The organism is Domibacillus sp., from assembly GCF_031181085.1.
Taxonomy (GTDB): domain Bacteria; phylum Bacillota; class Bacilli; order Bacillales; family Domibacillaceae; genus Domibacillus.
In genome coordinates this window covers 219,143-232,750 of record NZ_JAPSLE010000005.1, presented here as the reverse complement: position 1 = coordinate 232,750, position 13,608 = coordinate 219,143, and the positions used below count along the sequence as shown (strand labels likewise).

14 protein-coding genes and 1 other annotated feature are annotated in these 13,608 nt (G+C 46.3%); all 14 genes read right to left on the bottom strand.

Annotated elements, in window-relative coordinates; genetic code table 11:
* Positions 1–41: 41 nt before the first annotated feature.
* A complete protein-coding gene (mtnN, locus tag RIN81_RS10045; RefSeq protein ID WP_309089756.1) occupies positions 42–746 on the bottom strand; it encodes a 5'-methylthioadenosine/S-adenosylhomocysteine nucleosidase in 705 nt (234 codons plus the stop codon).
* Positions 747–799: 53 nt separating this feature from the next.
* On the bottom strand, positions 800–1,474 hold the full coding sequence (locus RIN81_RS10040) for a YrrS family protein (RefSeq protein WP_309089754.1): 675 nt from the start codon (positions 1,472–1,474) through the stop codon (positions 800–802).
* A 107-nt stretch (positions 1,475–1,581) separates the two neighbouring features.
* Complete coding sequence (greA, locus tag RIN81_RS10035) at positions 1,582–2,058, bottom strand: transcription elongation factor GreA (RefSeq protein ID WP_309089752.1); 477 nt, start codon at positions 2,056–2,058, stop codon at positions 1,582–1,584.
* A gap of 114 nt (positions 2,059–2,172) precedes the next feature.
* The gene (udk, locus tag RIN81_RS10030) at positions 2,173–2,808 is read right to left on the bottom strand and encodes a uridine kinase (protein WP_242233385.1); all 636 of its coding nucleotides are present in this window, start codon (positions 2,806–2,808) and stop codon (positions 2,173–2,175) included.
* Between the two features lie 5 nt (positions 2,809–2,813).
* The gene (locus RIN81_RS10025; RefSeq protein WP_242233384.1) at positions 2,814–4,085 is read right to left on the bottom strand and encodes a peptidase U32 family protein; all 1,272 of its coding nucleotides are present in this window, start codon (positions 4,083–4,085) and stop codon (positions 2,814–2,816) included.
* Positions 4,086–4,102: 17 nt separating this feature from the next.
* Positions 4,103–5,032: a peptidase U32 family protein gene (locus RIN81_RS10020; protein ID WP_309089749.1), complete on the bottom strand. Its 930-nt coding sequence runs from the start codon at positions 5,030–5,032 to the stop codon at positions 4,103–4,105.
* Entirely contained in the window at positions 5,029–5,676 is a 648-nt protein-coding gene (locus RIN81_RS10015) for an O-methyltransferase (RefSeq protein WP_309089747.1), read from the bottom strand. Before RIN81_RS10015 ends, RIN81_RS10020 begins: the two co-directional genes overlap by 4 nt.
* A 113-nt stretch (positions 5,677–5,789) precedes the next feature.
* Positions 5,790–6,887, bottom strand: a complete 1,098-nt coding sequence (gene mltG, locus RIN81_RS10010; RefSeq protein WP_309089744.1) for an endolytic transglycosylase MltG — start codon at positions 6,885–6,887, stop codon at positions 5,790–5,792.
* Positions 6,888–6,985: 98 nt separating this feature from the next.
* Entirely contained in the window at positions 6,986–7,273 is a 288-nt protein-coding gene (locus RIN81_RS10005; protein WP_242233380.1) for a DUF1292 domain-containing protein, read from the bottom strand.
* A 14-nt stretch (positions 7,274–7,287) separates the two neighbouring features.
* Entirely contained in the window at positions 7,288–7,704 is a 417-nt protein-coding gene (gene ruvX / locus RIN81_RS10000; protein WP_251271100.1) for a Holliday junction resolvase RuvX, read from the bottom strand.
* Positions 7,701–7,976, bottom strand: coding sequence for an IreB family regulatory phosphoprotein (locus RIN81_RS09995; RefSeq protein ID WP_242233378.1), 276 nt, complete (start codon positions 7,974–7,976; stop codon positions 7,701–7,703). The genes ruvX and RIN81_RS09995 overlap by 4 nt, the downstream gene beginning before the upstream one ends.
* 80 nt (positions 7,977–8,056) lie before the next feature.
* Positions 8,057–10,687: an alanine--tRNA ligase gene (gene alaS / locus RIN81_RS09990; protein ID WP_309089741.1), complete on the bottom strand. Its 2,631-nt coding sequence runs from the start codon at positions 10,685–10,687 to the stop codon at positions 8,057–8,059.
* 66 nt (positions 10,688–10,753) lie between these two features.
* Positions 10,754–10,962, bottom strand: a binding site (T-box leader).
* A 50-nt stretch (positions 10,963–11,012) separates the two neighbouring features.
* Positions 11,013–11,177, bottom strand: coding sequence for a hypothetical protein (locus tag RIN81_RS09985; RefSeq protein ID WP_242233376.1), 165 nt, complete (start codon positions 11,175–11,177; stop codon positions 11,013–11,015).
* Positions 11,178–11,225: 48 nt separating this feature from the next.
* Positions 11,226–13,592 (bottom strand): SF1B family DNA helicase RecD2, encoded by a 2,367-nt coding sequence (recD2, locus tag RIN81_RS09980; RefSeq protein ID WP_309089739.1) that lies wholly within the window; start codon positions 13,590–13,592, stop codon positions 11,226–11,228.
* Between the last annotated feature and the right edge of the window lie 16 nt (positions 13,593–13,608).

The following is a 13,608-nucleotide window of genomic DNA, read 5'->3' as shown; positions in this document are numbered from 1 at the left end:
CTTACGAATACTTTATCATAAAAGATGCTTTTTGTATTGGATTATTTCTCTTCTTGAAGCTGTTCGACTATTTTCATCACAAGGTTAGCGGAGTGAAGCCCGGCTTTCGGCAAAAATTGTTCAAACGAAATATTCGATTCTTTTCCTGCAATATCAGAAAGTGCCCGGATGACTACAAACGGCACACTAAACTGGTGAGCTACCTGTGCAATGGCGGCCGCTTCCATTTCAACTGCCTGAAGGCCAGGGAAGATATCGGCAATCGCTTGTACACGTGCTGGATCATTCATAAACGAATCCCCTGTCGCAATTAGTCCTTTTACCGTTTTCAGCTCTGTATCCTCTTCGGATGCTTGAAACGCGATATCAACTAGTTTCTCATCAGCTGTAAAAGCGGCTGGAAGCTGCGGCACCTGTCCGTATTCATAGCCAAAAGCTGTTACGTCTACATCATGGTGGCGGACTTCAGTTGAAATGACTACATCTCCTACCTGCAGTTCGGGAGACAATCCGCCAGCAGAACCTGTATTAATTAACACATCCGGCTTGAATTCATGAATTAAAACAGCTGTTGTCATCGCCGCATTTACTTTACCGATCCCTGAGCGTAGCAAAACTGTTTCAACACCGCGCAACTCGCCGATTGTAAACTCGCTGCCGCCAATGATTTTCACTTCCTTGTTTTTCATTTCACCACGTAAAATGGTTACTTCTTCTTCCATTGCACCAATAATTGCTGCTTTCATTTGCTGCACTCCTTTTTTAATTCCGCAAAAAAACCCGCCGGCAAAGCGGGTTTTTAGCGGCCTTTATCATTTTCTTCAAGCTTTTGTACTTTTGTCGGCTTCCATCCCTCGCCGTCTACCCATTCAATGTACACGCGGTACGCTTCATCCTGGTTTGACTTGGGAGAAACAGTTCCGATCGCTGCTTGAGGTCCATTTCCGCTAATATACCAAACGGTCATGTTTTCTTGTGGAATTCCTGTTGCATAAGATAAGGCTTGTTCCTTTTCCTGCCAGTCAGTTGAATCCGTTTCGAATGAAGAGGTATGTTCTCCTGATTGAGTCGTACCTACTCCTTCCCAGTTTGGATTGACGATATCTTGTTCCACATTCGGTTCTGTGCCTTCTGAAACCACTACTTCTTCTTTATCTTCTTTTTTGTCTTCAGTTTGCTCTTCCGTTTTTTCTGCTGCTTTCTCTTCTTCAGTCTGCTCGTCTGTTTCAGCCGGCTCCTCTGTCGTTTCAGCAGCCTGTTCTTTTTCTGTTTCTTCATCAGACACGGCAGTGGTTTGTTCCTGCTTTGTTTCCTGCGCTTTTTCCGGCGCTGCTGTTTCTTCGTCATTTCCACCGGCAAAGATGGTAAATCCAACGATTACAATAAGCAGTACCACAACCGCAATGGCTGTATTTAAAATGCGGTTTGTTTTTCTCCGCTTCGTTTTGCGCTCAGCACGCGACGATTGTTCCATTTGCTTCTCCTCCTCATTCCGCTTTCATTTTAACATGTCTCGTTTAACGGATAAATGTTTTTACACAAAAAAGCGCAAAAGGCCTGCGCCTTTTGCGCTTTTTTATGTTAATCAATGGAAACGATTTTTACGTTCATTTCACCAGCCGGTGTTTGAACAATCACTTTGTCGCCCACGCGTTTGCCGATCATGCTTTTGGCAATAGGAGAGTCATTTGAAATTTTCCCTTCAAATGGATCCGCTTCCGCGCTTCCAACAATTGTATAGCTTTCTTCTTCACCATCAGGAAGTTCAATGAACGTAACCGTTCTGCCAAGCGATACTTCGTCTGCTTTCATTTCACTGTCTTCAATAATTTTTGCATTGCGGATCATCGTCTCAATTGTGCCGATCCGGCCTTCTACAAACGCCTGCTCTTCTTTTGCTGAGTCATACTCAGAGTTCTCTGACAGGTCGCCGAAGCTGCGGGCAATTTTAATGCGCTCCACTACTTCTTTACGCTTAACCGTTTTTAAATGTTCAAGCTCTTGTTCCAGTTTTTCTTTACCTTCTCGTGTCATCGGGTATACTTTTTCGTTCGACAACTTCTTCCACTCCTTTAATGTTCACCAAAAAAAGCACTTAAATATGAGCGCGCCCCTTCTGCTTTAGAGAAGGCGCGCGTTTTTCCCATTGTATGCCTGTTTTCTAAAAACATACTATAAAATGTCTTTTTGTTCAAGAATTGTTTGTATTTTTGCAATTAATAAATCAATGGCTACCTTGTTTTCTCCGCCAATTGGGATAATCACATCCGCATATCGCTTCGTTGGCTCGATAAACTGGTTGTGCATCGGCCGCACAACTTCTGTATACTGTTCGATCACGGAATCCAGCGAACGACCCCGCTCTTTTATATCACGCGTCAGACGGCGGATAAACCGCAAATCCGCGTCCGTGTCTACAAACAGTTTTATGTCCATTAAATCACGCAGGCGCTCATCCTCAAGCACTAGAATGCCTTCTAAAATAATCACGTCATTCGGCTCGAGTGGAATTGTTTCTTCAGAGCGCGTGTGCTGTGCATAATCATAGACCGGCTTTTGAACAGGCCGGCCATTGATCAGCTCATTTACCTGTTCAATCAGCAGGTCATTATCAAATGCAAGCGGATGGTCGTAATTTGTTTGTAACCGCTCTTCAAACGTTAGATGTGATTGGTCTTTATAATAGTAATCCTGCTCGATCATCATAATCGAGCCATCTTGAAAATAATCATGTATCGCACGGGCAACGCTGGTTTTACCGGAGCCTGATCCACCCGCGACGCCGATGACAATCGGCTTTTTACTCATCAATGTCACAGCCCTTTCCGCATCATATCATCTTTTGAAACAGGACGGTCTACTTTGAAACGGACAATTTGAAGCGGGTGGCGCGCTGCATCCAGTTCATTTCCGTCTTCGTCCACAACCGTGCCAATTACTTGCTGGAAGGTTTCCATCTTTGGCCCGAAAAACTCCACTGTATCGCCTGGACGGAAGAAATTACGCTGCTGCAGTGTAACGATTTGTGTTTCTTCATCGTAATCTACAACAAGACCTGTAAAATCGTGGGACGCTTTTTTGCCATGAACGCCGAAAAGCTGTTCGTCAGCTCCTGGTGTTCCTGCAAAGAATGCTGGTGCTGCCGGCCGGTTAGCACACTTCTCCAGTTCTTCAAGCCACTCATCTTTGATGGTGAAGTTTTCAGGGTCTGCACAGTATGCGTCAATTACTTTCCGATATACACCAACTACTGTTGCTACATAGTGAATCGATTTCATGCGGCCTTCGATTTTTAAGCTGTCAATGCCCAGTTCAATCAGTCCCGGAATAGACTGCAGCAGACGCAAATCTTTTGGACTCATCGCAAACGGTGAATCGCCTTCTTGCGTGATTGCTGTTTCAACACCGTCTTCCATCTCTACCAGGTTATAATCCCAGCGGCATGACTGACAGCAGCCGCCACGGTTGGAGTCACGCGCAGTCATATGGTTACTCAGTACGCAGCGGCCTGAATAAGCAATACACATCGCTCCGTGAATAAACGTTTCAATTTCAATATCGACTTTTTCTTTCATTAAGCGCATTTCTTCCCCAGTTGTTTCCCGGGCAAGAACAACGCGGTCAAGACCTTCATCTTTCCAGTATTTCACTGCACGCCAGTTTGAAAGAGACTGCTGTGTGCTCAAGTGAACTTCCACGTTCGGCGCTACACGGCGGCATGTTTCAATAATAAGCGGATCCGCTACGATAATACCCGTAACACCAGCTTCACCCACTCCACGCAAATAGTCTTCCAGGCCGTCGATGTTTTCATTATGCGCAAAAATGTTGGTCGTTACATACACTTTTGCTCCGTAGGCTTTAGCAAACTCAACGCCTTCTTTCATTTCTTCAAATGTAAAGTTGCCGGCATTTGAGCGGAGGCCATACTCCTGACCGCCGATATATACCGCATCCGCTCCGTAACGGACGGCGATTTTCAGCTTTTCAAGTGTTCCGGCCGGCGCCAAAAGCTCCGGCTTTTTCACAATGACCCGTTTGCCGTCGACGATCTCGGAGATCGCATCGTTTATCAATCCGTTCATTTCCGTTTCCTCCTTTATTAATAAACCGTTTCTTTAAAGAAAAAGCCTGAATCAAGCGGACGGTGCTCGGGCTGAAGTGCTTCCGCAGCTTCAAGCAAGTCCTCTTTTTCATCTTCATACTGATCTGGCTGATCTACGCAAAGGTCAATCGCTTTCCGATACAATTTCGTTGTTTCAAGACGATATTCTTCTGTTTGCAGCACACCGTCAATTTTAAATGAATCAATACCTGCTTCCACAAGTTCCTGCAGTTCATCAATAATGCACATATCATTCGGGCTCATAATATGAGTGCCATTTGCATCTTCATAAATAGGGTATTTGTTGCTGCGTTCTGGATCGTGAAGCAGCATGTTTTTCGCACCCTGCCGCTTTTCGATTTCCATATTTTTTCCCATGTATTCAAAGTAATGACCTAGAAGAGGACGCTTTGACTGGAACATGCATGTCATCCCATGAACCTGCACTTCAATTTGAACATTCGCCTGTTCTTTTGTTTCAATAACCGCATCCATGCTGAGTTCCCGGGCAAGTACGGCACGAACAGCTCCGCGTTTGCCCCAGTAGTTCGCTGTGTAGTAATTGGTCGCCGTTGTTTCCGGATTCCAATGCAGTGGAATCGCCGCGCCTGTTTCCCGAACGGACATAATAACAGCCGGATCACCGAATACGATAGCATCAGCACCTGCTTGTTCAACAAACGTTACGTATTCATCAAGTTCGTTCGCGATATTGTTATGAAAAAGGGCATTAACTGCCACATATACTTTTTTGCCATGCTTATGCGCAATGCGAATGGCTTCCTTTACCTCTTCACGGGTAAACTCACCCGCAAGGCGCAGGCCATACCGCTGCTCTCCAATAAGAAAAGCGTCAGCACCTGCTTCTATTTGTTTGATCAGTTCATCAACACTGCCCGGTGTCACAAGCAATTCTGGTTTTTTCATTTTTCTTCACTCCGTTTTGTGCTGATAGCAATGCCATCACCGGCTGGGATAATAGATGTATCATAGCCGGGATGCATCATCAGCCATTGATTGTAATCCATAATTTTTTTTGCCATTTTCTCAAGACGTTTCGACGGTGCATCTATTCCAGCAGCGTACCCTTTAAACAACACATTGTCTGAATAAATAACGCCGCCCGGCTTTAACATCGGTTCGTATAATTCAAAAAAGCGGCGATATTGTCCTTTTGCCGCATCAATAAAGATGGCGTCAAAAGGTCCGTCTTCCGCTGCCTGTTCCGCTAGTTCAAGCGCATCGCCTAACAGGATTCGGATCCGGTTTTGCTCGCCTGACTGGCTGATGTATTGAGTAGCTTTGTTAAATCGTTCCTCGTCACGCTCAAGCGTTGTAATGTGCAGCCCCGGAACCGCCTCTGCCATCCGAAGAGCCGAATACCCGATTGCCGTGCCAATCTCAAGCAGACGCTCAGGCTTTTGAAGCTTCATGACAGCCAGCAGTGTGTCCATGCCGACCGGTTCCATAATCGGAACGCGGTGCTCGGCCGCATATTGCTCCATTTCTGCGAGCAAACCCGTCCGCGGCTGAAGCAATGACTCAATGTAGCCATGTATATTGTCGTTCATGGTAATAATACCCTCTTTTCTAAGAAAAAGAGAAAGCTATGAAAGCTTTCCCGTGTCTTTTTGCGCCCGAACTATTTTATCATAGAAAGCGCGGAAAATCTATGTGCGCTTTTTTACTCGGCGTTTGTGATATATTTTGCTTTTAATTTATTGTGTTCCTCGAGTGTTTTTGAGTAGTAAACATCTCCTGCCGGTGAAGCAAGGAAGTAAAGGAAATCTGTTTGCTCAGGTGACAGCACCGCTTCCATCGAATCAATGCCGCTGTTGCCGATCGGCCCTGGTGTTAAGCCCTTGACTTGGTACGTATTATATGGAGAATCCACCTCGAGGTCTTCGTATAGAACTCGATCTTTGTGCTCTCCTTTCGCGTACAGCACTGTCGGGTCTGTTTGCAGCGGCATGTTTGCTTTCATTCGATTATAAAAGACGCTGGCAATTTTTCTGCGGTCCGTTTTACCGGTTGCTTCCTCCTCGACGAGTGAAGCAAATGTTAAAAATTCGTGAACGGTCATGCCGGATGCTTTAATTTGAGCGGAATAGCCTTGTACGACTTCATCCATTTTGGCAATCATTTCTTCTGCGATCTCTTCAACCGGCTTTTCCGGATTTTCTATATCATAGGTCGCCGGATACAAATAGCCTTCGAGCGGATAGCGAATATTTTCATTCATCACTGCGTTTGTGACAAGCGCAGGGTGGTTTGTCATCATTTTTTGAATAAATGCTTCGCTGTTCAGCACAGCCAGCACGTCTTCCGCTTCCCGGTTCGTTTGAGCAGCGATCAGCTCCGCAATCTGAGCCAGCTGATAGCCTTCCGGAATGGCTAAGCTGCCGTCTCCCAGTACTTTCCCTTCTTTTAAGGAAGCCATAATGGCGTCAGGGGTCATGGAAGGAGACAACACATATTCTCCCGCCTGAAAATCACCTTCGCCTTTATACTTTACGTAATATTTAAACAGCATTGCATTTTTTACAATGCCTTTGTCTTCAAGCGTTTGTGAAATAGAAGACAGGCTTGAACCAAGCGGAATAGAAACATTCACTTGTTTATCATTTCCTGCATCCGCAGGGTCTGATGCGCTTTTCCAGACGTAATAAGCTCCCGCCGCAAGCCCTGCTGCCAGCAGAAGTAGTAAAAAAAACACGATTAAAACTGCTCTTTTCAACCGCCTTTTACGCCCTGAAGGCGGCAGAAAAATATCATTCGACATAAAAATCTCCTTTCGACACCATTTTCTTTTTATAGTATACAAGAATGATGCCCAAAAGAAAAAGAACAGGCGCTTATTTTAGCGCCTGTTCCTGCTAATTATTCTTGTTCTTCATCATCAAGAAATGTGTTAAGCATTTCTTCGATCATGTTCCACTCTTCGTCCGACTCGATCGGCTGAAGCTCTCCGTCTTCTCCTTCGTCACCCGGCGTAAAAGAAGAAGCATGAATTTCAATTTCCTCGTTATCATCTTCTTCTGCGCCTACTGGGAAGTAAAGCACGTAGGACTTGTCAAATTCATCGTTGTGGAAAGTAAATAAAACTTCACAAAGCTGTTCATTACCGTTTTCGTCAATTACTGTGATTTGCTTTTCACCATGTTCCATCAATGGTCACCTCATCATTTTTGGCTGTCGAGATATCCTTGCAGAATCATCACCGCAGCCATTTTATCAATTACTTTTTTTCGTTTTTTCCGGCTTACATCTGCGTCAATAAGCATTCGTTCTGCTGCCATTGTTGTCAGCCGCTCATCCCACAGTACAGCCGGAAGGTTAAAGGATTCCTCAAGAAGACCTGCAAACATCTTTGCAGCTTCTCCTCTCGGCCCTACTGTATTATTCATGTTTTTCGGAAAGCCGACAACAAATTTGCTCACTTCGTGCTCCCGCACAAGCTCGCCGATCCGATCAAGACCAAATTCGCCTGCCGCCTCATCAATCTTTATCGTTTCAATGCCTTGCGCTGTCCAGCCAAGTGCGTCGCTGACGGCAATGCCGATTGTTTTTGTGCCGGCGTCAAGGCCCATAGTTCTCATGATGTAGGTTCCTCCTGCTGTTCTTTCAGGTACGTTTTGACAAGCTCCTCAATAATTTCATCCCGCTCAAGCCGGCGGATTAAATTCCGGGCGTCATTGTGGCGCGGAATGTAAGCCGGATCTCCGGAAAGCAAATAGCCGACAATTTGATTGATCGGATTGTACCCTTTTTCCTCCAGTGCGCCATGAACCTTTAGCAGCACTTCTTTTACATTTTCTTCATACGGCTCTTCTGGAAAATTAAACCGCATCGTCTTGTCAAAAGAACTCACTGTCAGCACCTCACTTCAGGCGGATCTTACATGCCCGCTTCTGTACGATATGTTTCATTGTACAACAAATGACAACATATTCAAATGGATTTCACCCATTCAATGGCAATTTGCAGTGCTTCGTCAATTTTCGATGGGTCTTTTCCACCTGCCTGTGCCATATCTGGACGGCCTCCACCGCCTCCGCCAAGGCATCCAGCCACTTCCTTCACTAGTTTTCCAGCATGGAAGCCTTTTTCGGTTAAATCACCTGTCACCGCTGTGACGACGTTTACTTTGCCATCTGCTTCAGCAACCAGCACAATGACACCTGGTGTGACTTTTTGCTTTAACTCATCCGCCATTGTCCGAAGAGCATTCATATCAGCCGCCTGCACTTTTGCCGCGAGAAGCTGTACCCCATTCACTGTTTCGATGTTATCGGTGAGGCTGCCTGCTTCTATGTTTGACAATTTCTTTGAAAGTGATTCATTTTCACGCTGCAGTTCACGCATTTCTGTCTGTAGGCTATCCACTTTCGTTAAAATATCTTTCGGATTGGATTTTAGTTTTGACGCTGCTTCTTTTAATACAGCTGCCTGCTCATTCAAATAGCGGAATGCGCCTTCGCCTGTTACCGCTTCGATCCGGCGTGTCCCTGCACCAATGCCGCTTTCCGACAAAACCTTAAACAAGCCGATTTCCGCTGTGTTCACTACGTGGCAGCCACCGCAAAGCTCAAGGCTGTAATCCCCAACTGAAACGACCCGGACAATATCGCCGTATTTCTCGCCGAACAGGGCCATTGCTCCCATCGCTTTTGCTTCTGCGATTGGCTTAAACGCTGTTTCCACCGCGATCCCCTGCCAGATCTTTTCGTTGACAATCGCTTCTACCTGGGCAATCTCATCTGCTGTTACCTGGCCAAAATGTGAAAAGTCAAAGCGAAGGCGGTCTGGTTCAACGAGAGATCCCGCTTGGTTTACGTGCGTGCCAAGTACATCTTTTAATGCTTGGTGCATTAAGTGTGTAGCTGTGTGGTTTTTAATAATTTTGCCGCGCGACAGTACATCTACTTTTGCTGTAACCGCACTTCCCGCTGACAATGTTCCGCTTTCCACGACCGCACTGTGAACGTTTTGGCCGTTCGGTGCTTTTTGCACATCTTTTACCACAACACGGGCTGTTTCCGATTCTATAGTTCCTTTATCGGCAATTTGACCGCCGCTTTCTGCGTAAAATGGCGTTTCTTTTAGAATAAATTGAATTTCTTCCCCTTCGTGCGCTTCCTCAACAAGAACACCGTCTTTGATTAAAACCGCTACAGTTGTATCGACGGTCAATCGGTCATACGTAAAGGTGCTTTCTTCTTTCACAGAGGACAGCACACCGCCCTGCACCTGCATAGACTCGGTATCCTGACGAGCGGCACGTGCACGCTCACGCTGCTGCTGCATCTCACGCTCAAAACCGGCGTGGTCCGCTTTCATGCCTTCTTCTTCCGCATATTCTTCCGTCAATTCAACCGGGAAGCCATACGTGTCGTATAAACGAAAAACATCCGCGCCTTCAATGGTATTCGAACCGGCCGCTTTCGCTTTTTCGATGACAGCTGAAAGAATGGCAAGCCCTTCGTTAAGCGTTTCATGGAAACGTTCTTCTTCATTTTTGATGACTTTTTGAATGAACGCCGATTTTTCTGATACTTCCGGGTAATAATCATTCATCACTTCACCGACAACCGGTACCAGTTCATACATAAATGGACGGTTAATGCCAATTTGCTTTGCATAACGTACAGCACGGCGAAGAAGACGGCGAAGCACGTAGCCGCGGCCTTCGTTTGATGGCAGCGCACCATCGCCAATTGCAAATGCAACCGTACGGATATGGTCGGCAATCACTTTAAATGCTGTGTCTTTCTCCGGATCCACCCCGTATTGTTCACCCGAAACCCGCTCTGTTTCACGAATAATCGGCATAAAAAGATCGGTATCGAAGTTGGTCGGCACATTTTGCACAACAGAAGCCATGCGCTCAAGACCCATACCTGTATCAATATTTTTCTTTGGAAGCGGTGTGTAAGTACCGTCTGGATTATGGTTAAATTCAGAGAATACAAGATTCCATACTTCTAAATAACGGTCATTTTCGCCGCCGGGATATAACTCGGGATCGTTTTCGTCGTCTCCATATTCGGCACCGCGGTCATAAAAGATTTCCGTGTTCGGACCGGATGGGCCTTCGCCAATATCCCAGAAGTTTCCTTCTAAACGGATAATTCGTTCGTCCGGCACACCCACTTCGTTTTTCCAAATAAGATACGCTTCTTCATCTTCTGGATGAATCGTAACAGACAGTTTCTCCGGATCAAAACCGATCCATTTTTCGTCTGTTAAAAACTCCCATGCCCAGTGAATCGCTTCCGTTTTAAAATATTCACCGATCGAAAAGTTGCCAAGCATCTCAAAAAATGTATGATGACGCGCCGTTTTACCGACATTTTCAATATCATTCGTCCGGATCGACTTTTGCGCGTTTGTGATACGCGGATTGTCCGGAATAATACGCCCGTCAAAATATTTTTTTAGTGTTGCCACCCCGCTGTTAATCCAGAGCAGACTTGGATCGTCAATCGGCACAAGCGGCGCGCTCGGTTCAACACGGTGTCCTTTTTCCTGGAAAAAGTCTAGATAAAGGCGGCGGATCTCCGCACCTGTTAATGTTTTCATGATCAAAATCCTCCTTATCGTATGTACACAACCGAAAAAAGACAACAAAAAAAGCCCCATCCCCCTAACAGGGACGAAGCTTGTTCGCGGTACCACCCTGATTGCCAATTCCTTCACTGGAATTCGCCTCTCAAATGCCTTAACGCGGCAGACGGCAGTGTTTGCTGCACTCAGGACCCAGCTTTCCATCATTCTTCATCCGAAATATTTCTCAGCCATGAATATTTCTCTCTTTGAATGGGCTATGATGTACTCCTGTCCTTCTTCGATTTGTCACAATTCATATACCCGAATTATAAAAAGGAATGGGACGTTTGTCAATGACTCAAGACCACTCATCAATCTGAACAAGTGTCCCGTCTTCCTCTACTTGGTGAATCACAAGGCCGCCTTCAAGCTCGGACATTTCCACACAGCAGTCATGACAGTAATAATGGTCGGAGCCGATACGACCTACTTCCCGGCTTCCACAGTTCGGACATGATTGCACGATGATCCCTCCTGTTTTTGCCATCAGTATGTCCGAAACGGCTCTTTCTTATACCACCATAAAATCGAAGGGCGTAATACCCTCCATGCCAATCATTGGATCGATCGACATCCATGTTTCTTCTGTCAGTGCTTCTGCTTCTTTTTCGGGGGCTTCTTGACCGGAGAGCCGGTCCGCAAGGCCTGTTTTTCGTACCAGGTCATCGTTGCGGGCAATACCGATTCGAAACGCTTCTTCTTCACCGCACAGGATTAAAAACTGCCGGCTTCTCGTAATAGCTGTATACAGAAGATTCCGCCTCAGCATGCGGTAATAGCTTTTAACGACCGGCAAAATCACGATCGGGAATTCACTTCCCTGCGACTTATGAATTGAGCAGCAAAACGCATGTGTAATTTGGTTTAAGTCATTGCGTGTATAGGTTACTTCATTGCCTTCGTATGAAACAATGACCATGTCTTCTTTTTCTGTGTTTTCTTTTGCATAAAAAATGGCGACAATCTCTCCGATATCTCCATTAAATACATTTTGCTCCGGCTGATTTACAAGCTGTAGCACCTTGTCGCCAATTCGATATTTAACCGGGCCAAACGCAATTTCTTTCCGCTGGCCGTCTTCGTTTGGGTTGAGTACCTGCTGAAGCACCTCGTTGAGCTTATCGATGCCTGCCGGTCCTTTGTACATGGGAGCGAGCACTTGAATGTCCCGCGGCTCATATCCTTTCCCCGCAGCATTTTTCACGACTTTTTCGATGACATCCGCAATTTGTCCGGTTCCGCACCGGAGAAAAGAACGGTCTTTCTGGGGAGCCGTGAGTGTTTCCGGAACCACGCCGTCTTTGATACTGTGGGCCAGGCTGATGATGGAAGAGCCTTCTTCCTGGCGGTAAATATCCGTCAGCCGCACGGACGGAATGACGCCTGAGGCAAGCATATCTTTTAATACCTGCCCCGGTCCAACCGATGGAAGCTGGTCTTCATCTCCCACTAGTATGACCTGCATATCGTCCGGTATCGCTTTAAACAGCTGATGGGCAAGCCATATATCTACCATCGACGTTTCATCGACAATCAACAGCCGTCCTCCAACTGCATTGCCTTCTTCCTCCGGATCTTCCTGTCCATTGAATCCAAGAAGCCGATGGATGGTCACAGCAGGAAGCCCGGTTGACTCCATCATCCGCTTTGCCGCGCGGCCCGTCGGCGCGCAAAGCTTGATTGGAAAAGGCTCGTCTTTGTCATATTTTTTCGGATCGAGCGATAAGCCATGAAGTTCACCGTACAACTCAACAATCCCTTTTATAACAGTTGTTTTCCCCGTTCCAGGTCCTCCCGTTAAAATCATCACCGGTGAAGTAAGCGCGGTTTGAATGGCTTCCTTCTGGGAAGGCGCGTAAGAAATGCCGGTACGGTCTTCGAGCTCGCCGAGCGCAAGCAAAAACTCCGACTCCGGAAACGAATGAGGCTCCTGCTCCATTACACGCTGCACGTTGGTGACGAGCCCTTTTTCCGAAAAATAAAGAGACGGCATATAAACCCGCTGCTCTTCTCCGGCTACTTTCCCTTCTTCCTCCAGCTCAATCAGCCGTTTGGCGATCGCCTCGAATTCCGCTGTGCCATTTGCGCTTTTATCGAGCAGCTCCTTTACGTTTTTCAGCAGTTCTTCTGCTTCTATATAGCAGTGGCCATCTTGAAGACACTGCTGTTCAAGAGAATATAGAATCGCAGCTTTCAGGCGATCGGGATGCCCTCCGCTAATGCCAATTTGAGCACCGATTTCATCAGCCCGCACGAAACCAATTCCTTCGATGTTTTCCACAAGCCGGTATGGGTTTTCTTGAATGACGTTCAATGACTCTTCGTAATACATTTGATAAATTTTCATAGACAGCTGCGGCCCGAAGCCAAATTCATTCAGAGCCACCATAATCTGCTCAAGCCCTTGGTGCTTCATCAGCGTATCGTACAGTACATCCGCTTTTTCAGCCGGGAGGCGCGGTACGTTTTGCAGGCAGCTTTTATCCGCAATAATTTTGGAGATCGCCTGCTCGCCGAGAATCTCTACAATCGATTCAGCCGTTTTTTTGCCGATGCCTTTAAATAAGTCCCCAGATAAATAAGCCACAAGCCCCTGCTTCGTCTGCGGCATTTCTTTTTGAGCCGTGCGGGCAATAAACTGCCGCCCAAACCTTGGATGATCTTTGAAATGACCGCGAAACTCATACATCTCATGCTCATGGACAGCAGGGAAATAACCGGTTACCACCGCTTCTTTTTCATCATATGTCCCGTCCGTTTCGGTCACACGGACACGCAGAACGGTATAAAAGTTTTCATCGTTTCGGAAAATCGTGACAATATGCCGTCCTTTTAAAAACTGCTCTCCTTCTGTGAATAAATCCCGTTTTTCCTGCACGGTGCTGACCACCTCT

Bases quoted from the DNA above. Each gene is read 5' to 3' on its own strand.
- mltG (WP_309089744.1), bottom strand. From the start codon at position 6,887: ATGTCGAATGATATTTTTCTGCCGCCTTCAGGGCGTAAAAGGCGGTTG.
- RIN81_RS10005 (WP_242233380.1), bottom strand. From the start codon at position 7,273: ATGGAACATGGTGAAAAGCAAATCACAGTAATTGACGAAAACGGTAAT.
- RIN81_RS10020 (WP_309089749.1), bottom strand. From the start codon at position 5,032: ATGAAAAAACCAGAATTGCTTGTGACACCGGGCAGTGTTGATGAACTG.
- ruvX (WP_251271100.1), bottom strand. From the start codon at position 7,704: ATGAGAACTATGGGCCTTGACGCCGGCACAAAAACAATCGGCATTGCC.
- alaS (WP_309089741.1), bottom strand. From the start codon at position 10,687: ATGAAAACATTAACAGGTGCGGAGATCCGCCGCCTTTATCTAGACTTT.
- RIN81_RS10040 (WP_309089754.1), bottom strand. From the start codon at position 1,474: ATGGAACAATCGTCGCGTGCTGAGCGCAAAACGAAGCGGAGAAAAACA.
- udk (WP_242233385.1), bottom strand. From the start codon at position 2,808: ATGAGTAAAAAGCCGATTGTCATCGGCGTCGCGGGTGGATCAGGCTCC.
- RIN81_RS10015 (WP_309089747.1), bottom strand. From the start codon at position 5,676: ATGAACGACAATATACATGGCTACATTGAGTCATTGCTTCAGCCGCGG.
- RIN81_RS10025 (WP_242233384.1), bottom strand. From the start codon at position 4,085: ATGAACGGATTGATAAACGATGCGATCTCCGAGATCGTCGACGGCAAA.
- mtnN (WP_309089756.1), bottom strand. From the start codon at position 746: ATGAAAGCAGCAATTATTGGTGCAATGGAAGAAGAAGTAACCATTTTA.